Source organism: Chthonobacter albigriseus (genome assembly GCF_013839445.1).
In the GTDB taxonomy this organism is placed as follows: Bacteria; Pseudomonadota; Alphaproteobacteria; order Rhizobiales; family Pleomorphomonadaceae; genus Chthonobacter; species Chthonobacter albigriseus.
In genome coordinates this window covers 1-16402 of sequence record NZ_JACDIT010000007.1, presented here as the reverse complement: position 1 = coordinate 16402, position 16402 = coordinate 1, and the positions used below count along the sequence as shown (strand labels likewise).

Annotated in this window: 18 protein-coding genes and 1 pseudogene; 8 read left to right on the top strand and 11 right to left on the bottom strand. The window is 62.5% G+C overall.

What is annotated here, in order from left to right; all coding sequences use genetic code 11:
• Positions 1 to 328 precede the first annotated feature (328 nt).
• From HZ321_RS16740 to gatC, 4 genes are all read right to left on the bottom strand, one after another.
• A complete protein-coding gene (locus tag HZ321_RS16740) occupies positions 329 to 757 on the bottom strand; it encodes a hypothetical protein (RefSeq protein WP_181703545.1) in 429 nt (142 codons plus the stop codon).
• Positions 758 to 993: 236 nt separating this feature from the next.
• Positions 994 to 1437: a hypothetical protein gene (locus HZ321_RS16735; RefSeq protein WP_181703544.1), complete on the bottom strand. Its 444-nt coding sequence runs from the start codon at positions 1435 to 1437 to the stop codon at positions 994 to 996.
• Positions 1438 to 1658: 221 nt separating this feature from the next.
• Positions 1659 to 3134: an Asp-tRNA(Asn)/Glu-tRNA(Gln) amidotransferase subunit GatA gene (gene gatA / locus HZ321_RS16730; protein ID WP_181703543.1), complete on the bottom strand. Its 1476-nt coding sequence runs from the start codon at positions 3132 to 3134 to the stop codon at positions 1659 to 1661.
• A gap of 50 nt (positions 3135 to 3184) precedes the next feature.
• On the bottom strand, positions 3185 to 3472 hold the full coding sequence (gene gatC / locus HZ321_RS16725; protein WP_181703542.1) for an Asp-tRNA(Asn)/Glu-tRNA(Gln) amidotransferase subunit GatC: 288 nt from the start codon (positions 3470 to 3472) through the stop codon (positions 3185 to 3187).
• Positions 3473 to 3667: 195 nt separating this feature from the next.
• On the opposite strand from gatC, the gene HZ321_RS16720 reads away from it, so the two are divergent.
• Positions 3668 to 4555 (top strand): GGDEF domain-containing response regulator, encoded by an 888-nt coding sequence (locus HZ321_RS16720; protein WP_181703541.1) that lies wholly within the window; start codon positions 3668 to 3670, stop codon positions 4553 to 4555.
• 7 nt (positions 4556 to 4562) lie between these two features.
• Here HZ321_RS16720 and HZ321_RS16715 read toward each other — a convergent pair whose 3' ends face one another.
• Positions 4563 to 5264 (bottom strand): metal-dependent hydrolase, encoded by a 702-nt coding sequence (locus HZ321_RS16715; protein WP_181703540.1) that lies wholly within the window; start codon positions 5262 to 5264, stop codon positions 4563 to 4565.
• Positions 5265 to 5449: 185 nt separating this feature from the next.
• On the opposite strand from HZ321_RS16715, the gene HZ321_RS16710 reads away from it, so the two are divergent.
• Together HZ321_RS16710 and ruvX are read left to right on the top strand one after the other, a co-directional pair.
• A complete protein-coding gene (locus HZ321_RS16710) occupies positions 5450 to 5863 on the top strand; it encodes a hypothetical protein (protein WP_181703539.1) in 414 nt (137 codons plus the stop codon).
• Between the two features lie 47 nt (positions 5864 to 5910).
• Positions 5911 to 6411, top strand: a complete 501-nt coding sequence (gene ruvX, locus HZ321_RS16705) for a Holliday junction resolvase RuvX (RefSeq protein ID WP_181703538.1) — start codon at positions 5911 to 5913, stop codon at positions 6409 to 6411.
• Positions 6412 to 6478: 67 nt separating this feature from the next.
• On the opposite strand, the gene HZ321_RS16700 is transcribed toward ruvX, so the two are convergent.
• Both HZ321_RS16700 and HZ321_RS16695 read right to left on the bottom strand, forming a co-directional pair.
• Entirely contained in the window at positions 6479 to 6847 is a 369-nt protein-coding gene (locus HZ321_RS16700) for a hypothetical protein (protein ID WP_181703537.1), read from the bottom strand.
• Between the two features lie 125 nt (positions 6848 to 6972).
• Positions 6973 to 7377, bottom strand: coding sequence for a hypothetical protein (locus HZ321_RS16695; protein ID WP_181703536.1), 405 nt, complete (start codon positions 7375 to 7377; stop codon positions 6973 to 6975).
• Between the two features lie 203 nt (positions 7378 to 7580).
• Here HZ321_RS16695 and HZ321_RS16690 point away from each other — a divergent pair, with 203 nt between their 5' ends.
• Complete coding sequence (locus HZ321_RS16690) at positions 7581 to 8234, top strand: hypothetical protein (protein ID WP_181703535.1); 654 nt, start codon at positions 7581 to 7583, stop codon at positions 8232 to 8234.
• Between the two features lie 179 nt (positions 8235 to 8413).
• On the opposite strand, the pseudogene HZ321_RS16685 reads toward HZ321_RS16690, so the two are convergent.
• From HZ321_RS16685 to HZ321_RS16675, 3 genes and pseudogenes are all read right to left on the bottom strand, one after another.
• Positions 8414 to 8766 (bottom strand): annotated as a pseudogene (locus HZ321_RS16685) (His/Gly/Thr/Pro-type tRNA ligase C-terminal domain-containing protein); the annotation flags it as partial.
• 5 nt (positions 8767 to 8771) lie between these two features.
• A complete protein-coding gene (locus tag HZ321_RS16680) occupies positions 8772 to 9173 on the bottom strand; it encodes a hypothetical protein (protein WP_181703534.1) in 402 nt (133 codons plus the stop codon).
• A 3-nt stretch (positions 9174 to 9176) separates the two neighbouring features.
• Positions 9177 to 9857: a hypothetical protein gene (locus HZ321_RS16675; protein ID WP_181703533.1), complete on the bottom strand. Its 681-nt coding sequence runs from the start codon at positions 9855 to 9857 to the stop codon at positions 9177 to 9179.
• A gap of 235 nt (positions 9858 to 10092) precedes the next feature.
• Here HZ321_RS16675 and HZ321_RS16670 point away from each other — a divergent pair, with 235 nt between their 5' ends.
• The gene (locus tag HZ321_RS16670) at positions 10093 to 10272 is read left to right on the top strand and encodes a YegP family protein (RefSeq protein WP_181703532.1); all 180 of its coding nucleotides are present in this window, start codon (positions 10093 to 10095) and stop codon (positions 10270 to 10272) included.
• A gap of 51 nt (positions 10273 to 10323) precedes the next feature.
• On the opposite strand, the gene thrS is transcribed toward HZ321_RS16670, so the two are convergent.
• Complete coding sequence (gene thrS / locus HZ321_RS16665) at positions 10324 to 12309, bottom strand: threonine--tRNA ligase (protein WP_181703531.1); 1986 nt, start codon at positions 12307 to 12309, stop codon at positions 10324 to 10326.
• A 339-nt stretch (positions 12310 to 12648) separates the two neighbouring features.
• Between thrS and HZ321_RS16660 the strand changes: the two genes are divergently transcribed.
• The 3 genes from HZ321_RS16660 to HZ321_RS16650 all read left to right on the top strand — a co-directional run bounded on the left by HZ321_RS16660 (position 12649) and on the right by HZ321_RS16650 (position 16301).
• On the top strand, positions 12649 to 13467 hold the full coding sequence (locus HZ321_RS16660) for a hypothetical protein (RefSeq protein ID WP_181703530.1): 819 nt from the start codon (positions 12649 to 12651) through the stop codon (positions 13465 to 13467).
• A 34-nt stretch (positions 13468 to 13501) separates the two neighbouring features.
• Positions 13502 to 14956 carry an oligosaccharide flippase family protein gene (locus HZ321_RS16655; RefSeq protein ID WP_181703529.1) on the top strand — a complete coding sequence of 485 codons (1455 nt, stop codon included), beginning with the start codon at positions 13502 to 13504 and terminating at the stop codon, positions 14954 to 14956.
• A gap of 262 nt (positions 14957 to 15218) precedes the next feature.
• Entirely contained in the window at positions 15219 to 16301 is a 1083-nt protein-coding gene (locus tag HZ321_RS16650; protein ID WP_181703528.1) for an O-fucosyltransferase family protein, read from the top strand.
• Positions 16302 to 16402: the final 101 nt, after the last annotated feature.

Genomic DNA, 16402 nt, shown 5'->3' with positions numbered 1-16402 from the left:
TGCACCGCACACCCCGCGAGAATCCGCCATATTTTGAGTTCGAAGTAGTTTCAGCAACTTACCCGCCCCCTGCCCGTCGAAGGATTTTTTCGACCGCTGGTGGGCCCGATAGGGTCGCAACCCATCCCGCCAGCCTCGCCCCGTCTGGCGCCGGCCGACCGTCGAATCAGGCCGGCGAGGAAATCGCGGTTTGCAGCGGCATCTCCGCTGCGCCCGGAGGACGGCCCCGCCCCAGAAGGTGGCTGCGCTTCGAGCGCGGTCGCGAAAACAACGATCGGCCGAGGCGTTCTCCCCGGCCGATCGGACAGATCGAAGCCTTGTCCCGCCCTCAGGCCGCCACGGCCCGGCGGCGCCGATAGAAACCGTAGGCGACCATGCCTGCGATGACCGGCAACCCGCCGATCGCCGGACCCGGAACGGCGAAGACTTCGTTGATCGAAGTGGACTGGCCGTTAAATGCGTTCACGCCCGCGCCGATGGTCGTGAATGTCGAGACTTGGCCGGACGTCGCAACGGCGACGGAAGCGGTGATGACGAGCGGGTTGGGAAGAGCCAGTTGCAGGAACCCGAAGGTCTGGTTCGTACCGCTCCAGATTGGGAAATAGGTCGTCTTGATGAAATTGTAGAAGTCGACCGTATTGGTGAAGCCGGAGCACCCTATCGGCAACGAAAAGGTGCAGGTCCCTGCAGCATTTGCAGGAGCAGTAGCAGCAAGGCCGGACGTCAGAACGGCTGCAGCAGCGAGTTGCCTGAACATGGACCCTCCAAATTACTGTTACACACCGAAGTCATCGAGTGCCGGTTGGCCAGAAACGTTTGAACCACATGCAAAGAGAGGCTACCAAGTTCACATGCTACGGGCGCTACCTCCGTCGTCCGAAAGCACGCCCCTCACGAACCTCTCGCCCGCCGCTCCGGCCACCCGCATCCGAGCGCCTGAGGTTCACGAAGCAAGCCGCCGTCCCGCCAGCATCCCGACCTCGTAGGATGGCTTCAGGCGGCCAGCTGCTGCCGGCGCCGCCGATAAAGACCGAAGGCGGCGAGTGCGGCGACAACGGACAGCCCACCGAGTTCCGGCCCGGGAACGGCAACCGTGTTGCTTGCGCTGAAGTTGTCCGCGATGAAACCGGGCACCGTGAAACCGGTCCCGGTCGTGGTGACGGACGTCGTCGCGGAGTTCAGCGCCGTGACAGCACTGATCGTGGCCGTGAAGAAATAGGTCCCCGGCAGCTGTCCGAAGCCTAGGGTTTGGGTCAGGCCAGCCAAGGAGCTGAAAAGCCCGGTGCCCGAGATGTAGCTGTAGAAATCCGACACGCTGCTGAACCCCGTGCACTGCCCGCCGGCCAGCGGCGTCGTGCAGGATCCGGCCGCACCGGCCGGATCGCTCGCGAGAAGACCTGCAGCAACAAATGATGCCATCACAGCCATCTTCAGCATCGGAAACCTCACACCTGAAAAGCGCTTCTGGCGCACTCCATACATCTCGCCCTGGATAGCCGGAGCATGCAAACAGGTGTCGTTTTTGTCAACGACAATTTAGCCAAAAAGTTGCACAAGTGTTCAGCAGTTGTACAGGCCGGAGTACAACGGGTCTGCCTGGCAGCTGGACATCCACGCCTTCCCCGGAGTGCGGGGTCGAACCGGCGAGATCCCGGTCTTCACCACCATTTCGCCGGAGCGAACGTTCCCACCGCCGCCTCGATGGCGCTGCCGACGCGGAACAGCGTCTCCTCGTCGAATGGCCGTCCGATCAGCTGCAGGCCGAGCGGCAACCCTTCCGATGAAAGCCCGGCCGGCACGGCGAGCCCCGGCAGTCCGGCCATGTTGACCGTCACGGTGAACACGTCGTTGAGGTACATCTCCACCGGATCCGCGCCGGCCTTCTCGCCGATCGCGAAGGCGGCGGACGGTGTGGCGGGCGTCAGGATGGCATCGATCCCGTTCGCGTAGACGGCCTCGAAGTCGCGCTTGATCAGCGTGCGGACCTTCTGCGCCTTCAGATAATAGGCGTCGTAGTAGCCGGCCGAGAGCACGTAGGTGCCGATCAGGATGCGGCGCTTCACCTCCTCGCCAAAGCCGGCCGCACGAGTCCGCTCGTACATGTCGACGATGTCGTCGCCCGGCACCCGCAGGCCGTAGCGCACGCCGTCGTAGCGGGCGAGGTTGGACGAGGCCTCCGCCGGCGCCACGATGTAGTAGGCCGGCAGCGCGTATTTCGTGTGCGGCAGCGAGATGTCGACGATCTCCGCCCCGGCATCCCGAAGGATGTCGATCCCCTTCTGCCAGAGTGCGTCGATTTCGGCCGGCACCCCGTCCAGCCGGTACTCGCGGGGAACGCCGATCTTCAGCCCCTTGACGGACTGGCCGATCGCCGCCTCGTAGTCGGGCACCGGCACGTCGACGGAGGTGGTGTCCTTGGGGTCGACCGAGGCCATCGATTTCAGGAGAATCGCGGTATCCCGCACGTCGCGGGCGATCGGCCCCGCCTGGTCCAGCGAGGAGGCGAAGGCGACGATGCCCCAGCGCGAACAGCGGCCATAGGTCGGCTTGATGCCGGCCGTCCCGGTGAAGGCGGCCGGCTGGCGGATCGAGCCGCCCGTGTCCGTGGCCGTCGCCCCGGCGCAGAGCCGCGCCGCCACCGCCGCCGCGGACCCGCCGGACGAGCCGCCCGGCACCAGCGTCGCGTTGGAGCCCTGCCGGCGCCAAGGGTTGGTCACCGGCCCGTAGTGACTGGTCTCGTTGGACGAGCCCATGGCGAACTCGTCCATGTTGAGCTTGCCGAGCATCACCGCGCCGTCAGCCCAGAGGTTGGCCGAAACGGTGCTCTCGTAGGCGGGCTTGAATCGGTCGAGGATGTGGCTGCAGGCCTGGGTGTGCACGCCTTCGGTGGCGAACAGGTCCTTGATGCCGAGCGGGATGCCTTCCAGCGGCCGCTCCTCGCCGCGGGCGAACCGCTCGTCCGAAGCACGGGCCATGGCCCGCGCCTTCTCCGGCGTCTCCACGACGTAGGCGTTAAGCGACCGGCCGCGCTCGACGGCGCCGATGTAGGCCTCGGTCAGTTCCGTTGCGGTGAAGCGCTTGGCCTTCAGCCCGTCGCGGGCCTCGGCAATGGTCAGGTCGGTGAGATCGGTCACGGCTTGGATGTCCTGGAGGAGGAGGGGCGGGATCGGAGCGGCGGCGCGCGCTACTCGACGACCTTCGGCACCATGAAGAAGTTGTCGTCGGAGATCGGCGCGTTTCCGGTTACGCGTTCCGGGATATCGCCGTCGGTCACCACGTCCTGGCGCTTCTTCATGCGGGTGGAAACGACGGCGGTCATCGGTTCGACACCGGTCACGTCGACCTCGTTCAACTGCTCGACGAAGCCGAGGATGGAATTGAGCTCGTGCGTCATCCGCAGAGCTTCCTCATCGCTCACCTTGATGCGGGCGAGACGGGCGACGCGTCGGACAGTGGCCGTATCCACGGACATGGGTTTTCGGTTCCTGGGTGTGAGACGATGGTGTCCGCGCCGCTATAGCAGAGCGCGCCTTCGCTCGCCAACGGGCTCGCGCGGAGAAGCGATTGAGATTTGTCGCAACACGGCCCGCTTCATGATATTGCCGGTAGGGGGAGACCGTCGGTTGGGCAAGGGAACCGCCGGTTCGAGAACGGAAAATTGGAATAGATGCATATCGTTGTCGTCGACGGCAGCCGCACCGGCTTGATGATCCTCCACCGCATGATCGAGCACCGGGGCGACCTGGTGACCTACTTCATCGATGGTCAGGAGGCGCTCGACTTCATCCGCGCCAACGAGGATGTCGAGCTGGTGATCACCAGCTTCGAACTGGCCAGCCTGTCCGGCTCGCAGCTCTGTTGGGAAGTCCGCGTCATCGCCGACGGCGGTCGCCCGATCTACGTGATCGCCATGTCGGCCAACACCGACCTGGAGCATGTCGTCGGCATTCTGGACGCCGGCGCGGACGACTTCATGATGAAGCCACCCCGCGCCGATGAACTCAACGCCCGCCTCCGCGTCGCCGAGCGGACGCTCACGATGCAGCGGCACCTGATCGCGATGGCCACGGTCGACGACCTCTCCAAGATCCTCAACCGCCGCGCCTTCTTCGAGAAGGTCGAGCAGGTCCGCTCCGGCCTGCAGCCCGACGGCGCCCTTTCCATGATCCTGTTCGACGTGGATCACTTCAAGCGCATCAACGACGTCTACGGCCATGCCGCGGGCGACGAGGTGATCGCCCACATCGGCAAGCTGCGCATGCCGCCAGACGCCATCTTCGGCCGCATCGGTGGCGAGGAGTTCGCCGTGGCGATCCCGGACGTTCCGCTCGACGGCGCGATGTCGGTCGCCGAGTACCTCCGCGAGCAGATCGAGGGCATCGCCATCGAGTTCGGCGACCAGGAGATCGCCTTCACCGCCAGCTTCGGCGTCTCCGACCTCGCCGCCGGCGAGGCGATCGGGGACATGGCGCGCCGCGCCGACACCGCGCTCTACCACGCCAAGAACAGCGGCCGGAACCGCGTCTCCAGCTTCTCGCCCCTCAGCGTCGGCTGACCGACCATCAAAGTTCCAGGACGGTCCCGGGCGGGACCGCCTTCACCCGTCCGGCCTGGTCCCCCATGCCGGCCACGAAGGTGTCCGCCGTCTGGTCGAGCAGGCCGAACGTGCCGTAGTGGCAGGGGATGATCGCGGAAAAATCGAAGAACCGGCGGCAGGCGAGCGCCGCCACCTTGCCGCCCATTGTGAACCGGTCGCCGATCGGCACGAGGCCGATCTCCGGCCGGTGGATCTCGTTGATCAGCGCCATGTCGCCGAAGATGTCGGTGTCGCCCATGTGGTAGAGCACCTTCTCGCCCGGCGCCTTCAGGATCACGCCGTTCGGATTGCCGAGCGCGTGGCTGACGCCGTCGTCGGTCTGCGTCGCCGACGAATGCAGCGCATGGACCAGGGTGATGGTGAACGCGCCCTGGTTCGTGGTGCCGCCCGTCCCCATCTCGTCGACGTTCTCCAGCCCGCGCAGGGACAGCCAAGCCCCGAGGTCGGCGTTCGCGATGACCCTAGCGCCCGTCGCCTTGGCGATCGGGAGGGTGTCGCCGAGGTGGTCGCCGTGGCCGTGGGTGAGCACGATGTGGGTGACGCCCGCCTGCACCTGCTCGACGCTGCCCTTGAACGACGGGTTCTGCGACAGGAAGGGGTCGATCAGCACGACGGCGCCGGCGAACTCGACGCGGAAGGCGGAATGGCCGTACCAGGTGATCTTCATGGGCATGTTCTCCGTTGTCGAGGGTCGGGACCGGTCCCGCCCGGTACCCGAAACATAGATCTTTATCGATGCCGTGACAGGCCTTTGCGGCCCGGCGCGGGCCAACGGGGCGCACCGGAGATCGCTTGGGCGGCGGGCCCTTGCATGCTATCGTTTGTGCAATGCACAAATCCTGGAGCGCCTCCATGTTCCCCTTCCCGCTGACGTGGCCGGACCTCAAGATGTCGGTCGCCGACCAGAACGCGCAGTGGATCGCGCCGGTCGCCAACTGGCTGTCTCCGACCATCGTCACCTACGAGGGCGACCGCCGGATCGAGCAGCGCGTCGTGGAGGAGATCGCCAGCTTCGGCAAGCAGTTGGGAATCCTCACCGACGCGCTTCTGGAGATGGCCGACGGCGGCCCCGCCGAGGCCGTCGAGCGGCTGCGTGGCATCGCCAACCGGGTTGAGGCGATCAAGCACCAGTCCCGCCGCGCGCTGGAGGACAAGGCGGAGGAGGCCGTGCTCGCGCTGCTGAAGGTTGACCCGGTCGCCGCCAAGCGCCTCATCGCCGCCCTGGAGCAGAAGGCCGCCCTGCCGCCACCCGCCCCGAGAACGTGACCTCTGTGGACGTGACCCCGCCACGCCCCTGTGGTACCACGCCGCCCATGCCCGCGGATATCTTCGACGACCCCCTCGCCTTCGCCGCCGCCCTGCCCCCCGCTGCCCGGCTGTTCGGCCTCGACCTCGGCAGCAAGACCATCGGCGTCGCGGTCTCCGACGGCGGCCACCGGATCGCCTCCCCGCTGGAGACGATCGCCCGCGTCAAGTTCACCAAGGACGTGGAGAAACTGCTGGCCCTTGCCGCCCGCCAGCAGGTCGGCGGGATCGTCATCGGCCTGCCCGTCAACATGGACGGCTCCGAAGGCCCGCGCGCCCAATCCACCCGCTCCTTCGTCCGCAACCTTCGCCCGCTCACCGAGCTGCCGATCGTGTTCTGGGACGAACGCCTTTCCACCGCCGCCGTCACGCGCATGCTGATCGAGGCTGACACCTCCCGCAGGCGCCGCGACGAGGTCGTCGACAAGATGGCCGCCGCCTACATCCTCCAGGGTTTTCTCGACCGCCTCCACGCGGAGGAACGGCGGGAAGATTTGAGGAGGTTGTGACGGTGGGTCGACCGCGAAGTTCGAGCACCTGCCGACGTTGGATAAGGGTGAGGTGACGCGTTCCGTTTCAATGGAAAATTCCATCCGGCACCGGAGGAAGGCCTTCCCAGACCTGCCGGCTATCGTCCCAGATCTCCAGCCGCCTGTAGAGGGTGAAGACCTCCGGATAGGCCAGCAAGGATCCGAGGACCCGCATGTCGCGCCGCTCCGAAATCAATCGGACCCGCAATTGCATTTGGCTGAACTCGGGCCAGACCGCGTAGACACAGGGCGGCATCGTTCCGGAAACATCGAAGTTGTACCCGAGTTGCAGTATCTCGCCGCGGTCCGCATGGCTGTAGTGAACGTCCCGATAACCCAGATGCGTCCGCACAAGAGGAAGCTCGAGCAGCTTCTCGCAGAGTTCAACGGCCTCATCGAGGTGGTCGGCGCTCATTGTGAAATTGGCAACGAGTTGCAAGACGAATACCCCGGCAAGATCTAGTCGCTGTGGAAGAAGTCACGTCGGCCGCTTATCACCGCCCATGCCGGGACGAGGCCCTGATTTGAAGCTCGACCTTCTTATCCGGACTCGCCAGGACTGCCGTTCTCCGGTAGCGGCGGGTAGCCCTCGAAAATTTTGATGCCGCGCTCCCAGATCGTCGCCGGCCCGTAGAGGACGAAAATATCAGGGTTCGCAAGCAAGGCGCTCAGGCATGGTGACCGTGCGTCGGTCCCGGAGAAGTACAGCCTGGATGCTTCCTGCGGACAGTCCGGCCACACAGCCCGGATTGTTGGGGGGAGCGTCGTATCTATGGTGTAGTTTGGAAGTATGTGGAGCATGTCTCCGTCCGAGAAATCGAAGGCATAACAGCCATCCTCGAAGTCGTTTAGCCAAAGCGCAAATTCCGCGCCGAACAGGCTTTCGCAGAGATCGACTGTCGCCGCTACGCTGTCTGATCGAACCGCGAACTCGGCGCAGATCATCTGGTCTACTCCAGGACAGTGAAAGGGCCACGGGCTGCGAGCGCCGCTAAATCTCGAAGGATGATGAGGCTGATGTCCCTCCGAGCTATACCCCGTAGAGCCGTCAAAAGATCGTTCAGCCCAAGGCCGTAGGCGACCGCCGATCTTTCTCTGATCGGACAGGTCCGCTGATCGGTGCTGTAGGATCGTTCCAGGGTCTTGGCTTGATCGAAGAGACTCCGCCCGACAACGGCGAGTTCATAGCCGCAGTCATCGTCGAACACTCGGCCGGTACCGTAACTGAACCCTGTTGCGCCTCCGCCCCGGATGGCGACGAGGACGTGTGGCTGGCCGTTCTCCCGCAGAAGGCGGTGGCATTCGGTGACGAAGCCGACATACGCCTCCGCAGATCGGAACCCGAAGGGCAGCAGCGGAACCTCGTTGAGGAAGGGGCGATACTCCCCGAGAACCCGGGAAAGGACAGGTCGGGGAAGCCCGGCCTTGGAACCCCTGTCATCACCGTTCGATTGGCGTCGCCCCAGGCAGCCGGTTTGAAAGGCCGCAACGAACTCGCGATAGCCGATTTCCTGCTCCAGATTTTTCCAATGCGCCGCTTCGCTCAGGTCGGACATCGCAAGCCCTATCAGCTGGACAGGAGATCCATGTTTTTATCGAGATGGCTCTATTGTTTGACTTCAACGATGGCAGCAATCGGCCTTGCAGCTTGCGCCCGATATCCTGATGAGCACGACGAACACAGTCAAGCCGGCATCCGCCACAGCGGTATAATTCAATATTTCGCAAGTCCGCCCAATCCAGACGCGGAACAACAATGGAAACCGGATTTTTTCTTTCCAGCCGAAAGGGCGTTTCCATGAGCCAACCGTGTAGTTGCGGCTCCGGTTCATGGTTTCCGCTCACCTGGCCAATCGTTTCCGAGCGGACTTAGGACATTGATCCTATACTCACTGCGCGAGGATTACTTTTTTATAGACCGGAAAGACAAACGGGGCCGGTCCGAGCCTGCCCCGAGCTTGTTCGCCATCCAAGCGCTCGCCTACTCCGCTGCCTCCGCCTGCCCTGCTCGCTTCCGTTTCACGTCCGGCGGGACGATCTCCTCGGCGACCATGGCGAGGGCATCGGCGAGCGCCATGCCCTGCGGGTGCTGGCTACCGAGCCGGCGGACGTTGACAGCCTGCTCTTCCGCCTCGCGCTTGCCGCAGACGAAGATCAGCGGGACCTTGGCGTGGCTGTGCTCGCGGACCTTGTAGTTGATCTTCTCGTTGCGAAGGTCGAGGTCGGCCCTGACGCCGGCGGCGATCAGCTTGGCGTGGACCTCGCTGGCAGGTTGCAGTCCACATGCGTGGTGCCGCACTGCCATTCCCGGCCGATCGCATCGCGCAGCGTGAAGCCGGTCAGCTCCGCAGGACGGCTTCGGGAATGGGGGGATAGCCTTCGAAGATGCGTTCCCGACCTCGGTACACCGCCATCGGCTTGCGGAGCGTGAACAACTCCGGTCGATCAAGGAAGAAGGCCAGTACACGCGACGCGGGATCCGCGGTTCGCACGTGGACAATCACGGCGTTGGGCGAAAATTCTTCGTCGCACGTATACCAAGTCTGCTCATCGCCCTCATAATCGAATGCGAAATTGCTACTCAAGCTGCATCCATCGTCCAGACTGGTTTCTATCTCGTAGTGAACGCCTGCGTAGTCAGATTCCCCTCCCTGCGCCGTCAGCCCCAGGGCCTCCGAACAGAGATTTGCCGCGTCTTCGAGCTCCATTTTTTCAGATACGAACACTGCATATATGTACATCTCTCACTCCACAGCTACGAAAAATCGACGGTCAATAAAGGTCTGCAGATCTCGATAGACGACGATCGAGGAAGGCTGACCGGTTCCCGATCTTGCTCGCAAAATGATGTCCGCTATACCGAGGTCTACTGTCAATTCATCGCTGGACTTCAGTGGATCCGTGCGACCTTGTTTGCTGTTGACCCGCCTCGGTGCGATCACTGCGATCCTTTCGTAGAGGTCTCGGCTGATGATGGCGAGGTCGATGTCGCTCGGCTTCGTCGAAGAGTCGTTGAACGCCCGGCCGGTCCGATAGCTGAAGCCCGTCGCCGCGCTGCCCCGAATCCCGATGAGCGCATTGGGATAGCCCAGCGCGGACAACTCGTCGTAGGCGCTCCGGACGAAACGGGCGTAGGCCGCTTCGCTCGGGAAACCCATCGGTCGCAAAGGGATCTCTCCGGGCACCTGCTGCGGCGTGCCAGTGAAGACCATTTGGCCGGACCGCCCGGCCATGCCGCCGCGCGGTCTGGACTGGGCGAGGACGATGGGCCTCGTCCCATCGCCCGTGGAGGAAGCGCCGCCCGCAGGTCCGTCGGCATCCGTCCACCGGCCGCCGCCGGCCTGACCGCGCGGCACCCGAGGCTGGTTCGGATCGAACCCCGCCTTTGCCGCGAACTGCCGTAATGCCCGGTCCAGGCAAACCAAGCGACCTCGCACCTGAGACGAAGAAGCGCCCACTGCGTGCTCTGGATGTCCTGAACGGACGTGTGCACCGACCTGCCCCGTGAAATCATCGGAGAAGGATTATTTTCCTATACTGTAAGTGCGGGGATAAGTTCTATGAAACCGAGCAGGAATAAACCACAGATTGTACTCAGTTAGTTGTGGCCCCGGACCCTTCAGCCGAAGTTCCGCTCGCCAAAGAAGCGGAGGTAAAGAAATGGAATCTTGCACGGATACAAACGGGGACAAGTGGGAAATTTACAATTCGGACGGTTGGCGGTGGCGTCGCACAGCTTCCAACGGCCGCATAGTAGGTTCATCTACCCAGGCTTACAGCAACAAATCAGATTGTATAGACAACGCCAAACGGAACGGGATGAAGTGCACTCCTCGATGAGTGCGCAGTCGCGGATGGGCGCCACTGATGCGCCCATCCTGAGTCCGCCCCCTACTCCGCCGCGACCGCCAGCTCCGCTCGCTTCCGTTTCACGTCCGGCGGGACGATCTCCTCGGCGACCATGGCGAGGGCGTCGGCGAGGGCCATGCCCTGCGGGTGCTGGCTGCCGAGCCGGCGGACGTTGACAGCCTGCTCCTCCGCCTCGCGCTTGCCGCAGACGAAGATCAGCGGGACCTTGGCGTGGCTGTGCTCGCGGACCTTGTAGTTGATCTTCTCGTTGCGCAGATCGAGGTCGGCCCTGACGCCCGCGGCGATCAGCTTGGCGTGGACCTCGCTCGCATAGTCGTCCGCGTCGGAGGTGATCGTGGTGACGACCACCTGCGTCGGCGCGATCCACAGCGGGAAATGGCCGGCGAAGTTCTCGATCAGGATGCCGAGGAAACGCTCCATCGAGCCGCAGATGGCCCGGTGGATCATCACGGGCGTCTTCTTCTCGCCGTCCTTGTCCACGTAGAAGGCGCCGAACCGCTCCGGCAGGTTGAAGTCCACCTGCGTGGTGCCGCACTGCCACTCGCGGCCGATCGCGTCGCGCAGCGTGTACTCGAACTTCGGGCCGTAGAAGGCGCCCTCGCCCGGGTTGATGCCAGTCTTGATGCGCCCGCCGGAAGCTTCCGCGATCTCGTTCAGCACCTGCGTCATCACCTCTTCGGCGTGATCCCAGAGATCGTCCGAGCCGACCCGCTTTTCCGGCCGGGTGGAGAGCTTGACCACCACTTCGGAGAAGCCGAAGTCCTCGTAGACCGACAGGATCAGGTCGTTGATCTTGTGGCACTCGGCGGCCATCTGGTCCTCGGTGCAGAAGATGTGCGCGTCGTCCTGCGTGAAGCCGCGCACGCGCATCAGCCCGTGCATGGCGCCCGACGGTTCGTAGCGATGCACCGCACCGAACTCGGCCATGCGGATCGGCAGCTCGCGGTAGCTCTTCAGCCCGTGCTTGAAGATCTGGATATGGCCCGGGCAGTTCATCGGCTTCAGCGCGAACACGCGCTCGTCCTCGGTGTCGTCGCCGGCGGACTGAACCTTGAACATGTTCTCCTTGTACCAGCCCCAGTGGCCGGAGGTCTCCCACAGGCTTTTGTCGAGCACCTGCGGAGCGTTGACCTCCTGGTAGCCGCCTTTCAGCCGCCGGCGCATGTAGGCGACCAGCTCCTGGAACATCGTCCAGCCCTTGCCGTGCCAGAACACGACGCCCGGCCCCTCCTCCTGGAAGTGGAAGAGGTCCATCTCCCGGCCGAGCCGGCGGTGGTCGCGCTTCTCGGCTTCCTCCAGCATATGGAGGTAGGCCTTGAGATCCTCCTCCGTGTGCCAGGCGGTGGCGTAGATGCGCGTCAGCATCTCGCGGTCGCTGTCGCCCCGCCAATAGGCGCCGGCCACCTTCATCAGCTTGAAGGCGTTGCCGATCTTGCCCGTGGAGGTCATGTGCGGGCCGCGGCAGAGATCCAGCCACTGGCCCTGCCGGTAGATCTTCAGGCTCTGGTCGGCCGGGATGGCGTCGACGAGCTCGATCTTGAAGGCCTCGCCCTTGGTGGCGAACCAGTCCTTGGCCTGGTCGCGCGTCCACTCCTCCTTGGTGAAGCGGGCGTCGCGCGCGATGATCTCGCGCATCTTCGCCTCGATCTTCGGCAGGTCATCCGGCGTGAACGGGCCCTCGGGCCGAAAGAAGTCGTAGTAGAAGCCGTTCTCGATCACCGGCCCGATGGTCACCTGCGTGCCCGGGAACAGCTCCTGCACCGCCTCGGCCATCACGTGCGCGGCGTCGTGGCGGATGAGCTCCAGCGCGCGCGGGTCGTCGCGCGTCACGATCTCCAGCTTCACGTCGCGGGTGATGGGGTCGGAGAGGTCGGCGAGCGTGCCGTCGAGGGCCATCGCGACCGCCTTCTTGGCGAGCGACTTGGAAATGCCCTCCGCGATCGCCTGGCCGGTGATGCCCGGCTCGAAGTCGCGCACGGAGCCGTCGGGGAAGGTGACGTGGATCATCAGGTGTCTCCTCGCTCACTCCCGCTGACGAGCGCGGGTAAGCGGTTGGGGGTGTTCGAAGCGGGGGTTGGTATAAGTCGGCGGGCGGCCGGATGTCCAATGGGGAGTTTTCGGGCGGGTCCGCACGGCCACCGCCTCCCTCTTCGGCCTCGCCTTTTCCATTTCGATCCAACTGAAGCGGCGGAAACGTGTTGCCGTTCAACATAGGAGATGTCATTTTCTGCAATACGGGTAGCGATATCCGGAATCACAAGCTCTGTTCCATGATGGAGCTTCCTTTGAGGTCCTGCGACTCTTCGGCCTTCAGTGGGTCGAATACGAAAACAGGAAGCGTGAACATTGCATTCCGAAGCTCAGAAACCATCGGTAGTGATCGTCGGGACGATTCGGAATGGTACAAGGTCACTGATCCGCGACATCAAACGCTTGGATGCCGCCACTGCCGGGTTCGGACGGCGAACCTACTTCGTTGTCGAGAGCGACTCCAGCGACGGTACGGTCCGGATGTTGGAGGCGCTATCTGCGAAACGATCGGATTTCAATTTCAGGTCTTTCGGTCAGCTCGCGTCGGAGATGCCACTGCGCACCCAGCGGCTGGCATTCTGCCGAAACGCCTGCATTGAATTCGTATTCACATCTCCAGAACGACACGACTTCGTTTTGGTCGCTGACCTTGACAATATAAACGACGGCATCAACGAAGAAGGATTGATGTCGTGCTTTGCGATAGATCAGAAGTGGGATGTCTGCACGGCGAATCGATTTGGGCGTTACTATGATGTTTTTGCACTGCGATGCGATGACTGGGTCGAAGACGACTGTTTTGCTGCGCTCGACCGGCTTGGGCAGAAGTTGGACAGAGCAGTCGCCCGGAAACTGCTGGTCGAGGGAAAAATGATTACGATCCCCCCAGAGCACCCCGCGATTGAGGTGAAATCGGCTTTCGCCGGATTGGCGCTCTATCGTCAGGAGGTTTACGTCAGTTCAAGGTACGAAGGGCTGACTGCCGACGGCCGGGAAGTCTGTGAACACGTAGCGTTTCACGCAGGTATAACGTCGAACGGGGGCAAGATACTGATAAACCCGCGAATGCAAGCTGGAGGACGGCCCGAATTCGGGGGGAAGAATCTTCTTAGGATGCTTTTTCGTCGCGCTTGAGATTGCTCAGCTTCGTAAAATCGAGTCATCTTGAATGGTCAGCGGAAACGGATTCGGGCGCGCGATAAGATGGAACACGCTCGGCTCATTATCGCGGGCGATCGCAGCGCTATTTGTGCAAGTTTGCCTCATGCGATTGCTCGGACCGGAAATCCTCGGTCAGTTTGCTATTTACCTCTTAATTGTCGGCTTCGGAACTATACTGTCCGACGGTGGCATTGGTTCCGCTCTTGTTAGATCTCCGCAGTTCAGTCATCAACTGCTGCGAGTTGGATTGTTCTGGACATTCGTATATTCATCTTGTGTGGCTCTGTCCATAGTAGCTTTGCAGGAGTCGATCGCCCGAGTGTTAGGAATTCGAGAGGCAGATCGGTCACTTATCGTGTATGCAGCTCTGACAATCGTGCCGCTTGCTTTGTCATCGGTACCGATGAGCGTTCTACGTCGTGAATACCGTGCGCTCGAAGCGCAGGTTATTCAACTTTCCGCGTATATCATCAGCTTTTTGTTCGTAAGTCTGCCGGTTGCGATCTACTTCCCCTCCGTATGGGCCTTGATCGCAGCATTTATACTGCAGACCCTTCTAGCTTTGTGTGCGACATGGATCGTTGGACATTGCCCGCTTGTTCCAACTTGGCGGGGAGGAAGAGATCTGCTGACTTACGGCGCAAAGGGGGTTGTTGTGAACATGGCGCAGTTCATCAACGAATCCATCGACAACGCATTTATATCCCACTACTTAGGTCCGCGCTCCCTTGGACTTTATTCAATGTCTTTCAATTTGGGACGAGCGCCAACAGATGCGATCGTCTCTGTAATCCAGTCTCCTCTATTGGTTTCCAGCGCTCATGAGCAAGATGATTCAGCAGTAGCTGCTCGAAGGTACATAGAAATACTCAACGCTTCGATCTGCCTTGTCATGCCCATCTACTTGTTTGTGGCGCTTTTTCCGGAAGTAATCATAAAGACATTGCTGGGAAAGAATTGGATCGAAGCAGCACCGATACTGGGTATCATAGGTATTGTCATGGCGCTCCGGCTGTTGGGGTCGATCAGTGGCGCCGTACTATGGGGTCGCAACCGCCTGGGTTTTGATTTGACTGCACAGATGATGGGTATAGCCACATTCTGTATAGGATTTTGGATTTTTCCGATCGAGGATGTCTATCATGCGGCTTATGTAACTCTTGCAGCATACGGCATTCGAAGTATAATATTAATAGGAAGTGCCGTTAAATTCGCCTGGGTCGACGGAATAAATTTCCTCAGAGATATCCTTGCACCTATGGCATCGACAGTGTTGATGATGATACCAGCCATCATTGTCGATTATTTGCTGATATCCCTGTCTAGCCCTTTCCGCTTTTTCGTTTTGGCTTTTGTTTTTACCATCACATACGCTTTCAAGGTCCGTTTAGAGGTCGGTCAGACACACTTCGAGTGGCAACGACGAGTCGCAGCTTTCGTCTCTCGCGTGACTACCCCATGACATGTCGCCAACAAGCACCGTGGGTATCTTTTGGAAGACATCCAAAGCCGGCATCACCGGTTCGGGATCGTCTACGCTCGACCGTAACCGGCAAAGGATCGGTCGTGCCGGTGTTCGGTCGCGCTGGTACTGGCCGCGTGCCTTCTGCCGATCCTCACCCGGCTGGCGGAACTCAAGCCCTTCGTCGAGACGCTCCGGGCGGCGGTGAGAAGAACCGGGGCCCTGCCGACCCGATGAAAGCTGGCGATGCGGGAGATCGAGCATGGCGTTGCGCTTCGCTTTACCGGTGGTGAATGGCCGTGGATCCGGCCTGGGCAACGAGATGATCCCCTGGGCCAAGGCGATCATCGCGGGGCAGGCGCTGCGGATCCCCGCGCTTCCGCCGGCCTGGGGCGCCAACAAGCGGGCCTACTGGCGATACTTCCGCAGCAACCGGCTGGACTTCGTCGCCCACCGGCTCCTCAGGGCCGGCCTGCCCTATCTGGAGTTCCGGGAAAGCGACCTGCTTCCCGGCCGCTCCCTTCACGACAGCGTCCTCGCCTTCGCCGCGCGGGAGGGCCTCGGCGACCGCCTCGCCTACGTCCTCGGCTTCGACGGGCTGTGGGGCGGCTTCGACATCCTGCGCGACGCCCGGCTCACGCTGCTGCAGAAGCTGCTGTCGACGCGGCACACGCTCGACAACCTCTATGCGCTGTCTCGCCGGCTGCGTCCCGACGCCCTCCACGTCGGCGTGCATATCCGCCGCGGCGACTTCGGCTCGGCCTTCGACCCCGCGGACTTTCGGGCGCGGTTCAACACGGCGATCCCGATGGACTGGTACATCGCGGTGGCGCGGCGGATCGCCGGACACTTCGGTTCCCGGGTCCAGTTCGTGGTCGGAACCGACGGCACCGCCGCCGACATCGAGCCCTTCACGCGCGAGTTCGACTGCGTCACCACGCTGGAGGAAACCCATCGGGACGTCTCCGATCTGCTCGTCCTCGCCCGAACCGACCTGATGATCTGCTCGATCTCCAGTTTCAGCTGCTGGGCGGTCTTCCTGAACGACAGCCGCTACGTCTGGCTGGCGGAGAACCTGACCGAAATGGGCGGCTTCCGTTCGATCTGGGGCTACGAACCCGGTCAGCAGCCGCCGGACGGCCCCACCGCCCGGGCCCGGGACACCAACGCCAGGCTTGTCGGAACCGGCGAGACCCTCGTGCCCCGCGGCGTTGCGGTGGACTGGTCGGGAAGCGTTCCGGACGACCTCCTGGCCGACCTGGAACACCGGGTCCGGATCCGGCGTCGGACGACGGATCTCGTCCTTTACGGCGCCATCCCCGCGACACCCTCGGTTGCCGGATGAGGCCCACCGCGGGTGGGCCGACTGGAAAGGCGCACCTCTTCGTTTCCGCGCGGAGTGCCGCCGGAGCATGGGATGCAAGGCTGCCCCGATGCGCGGGGCGT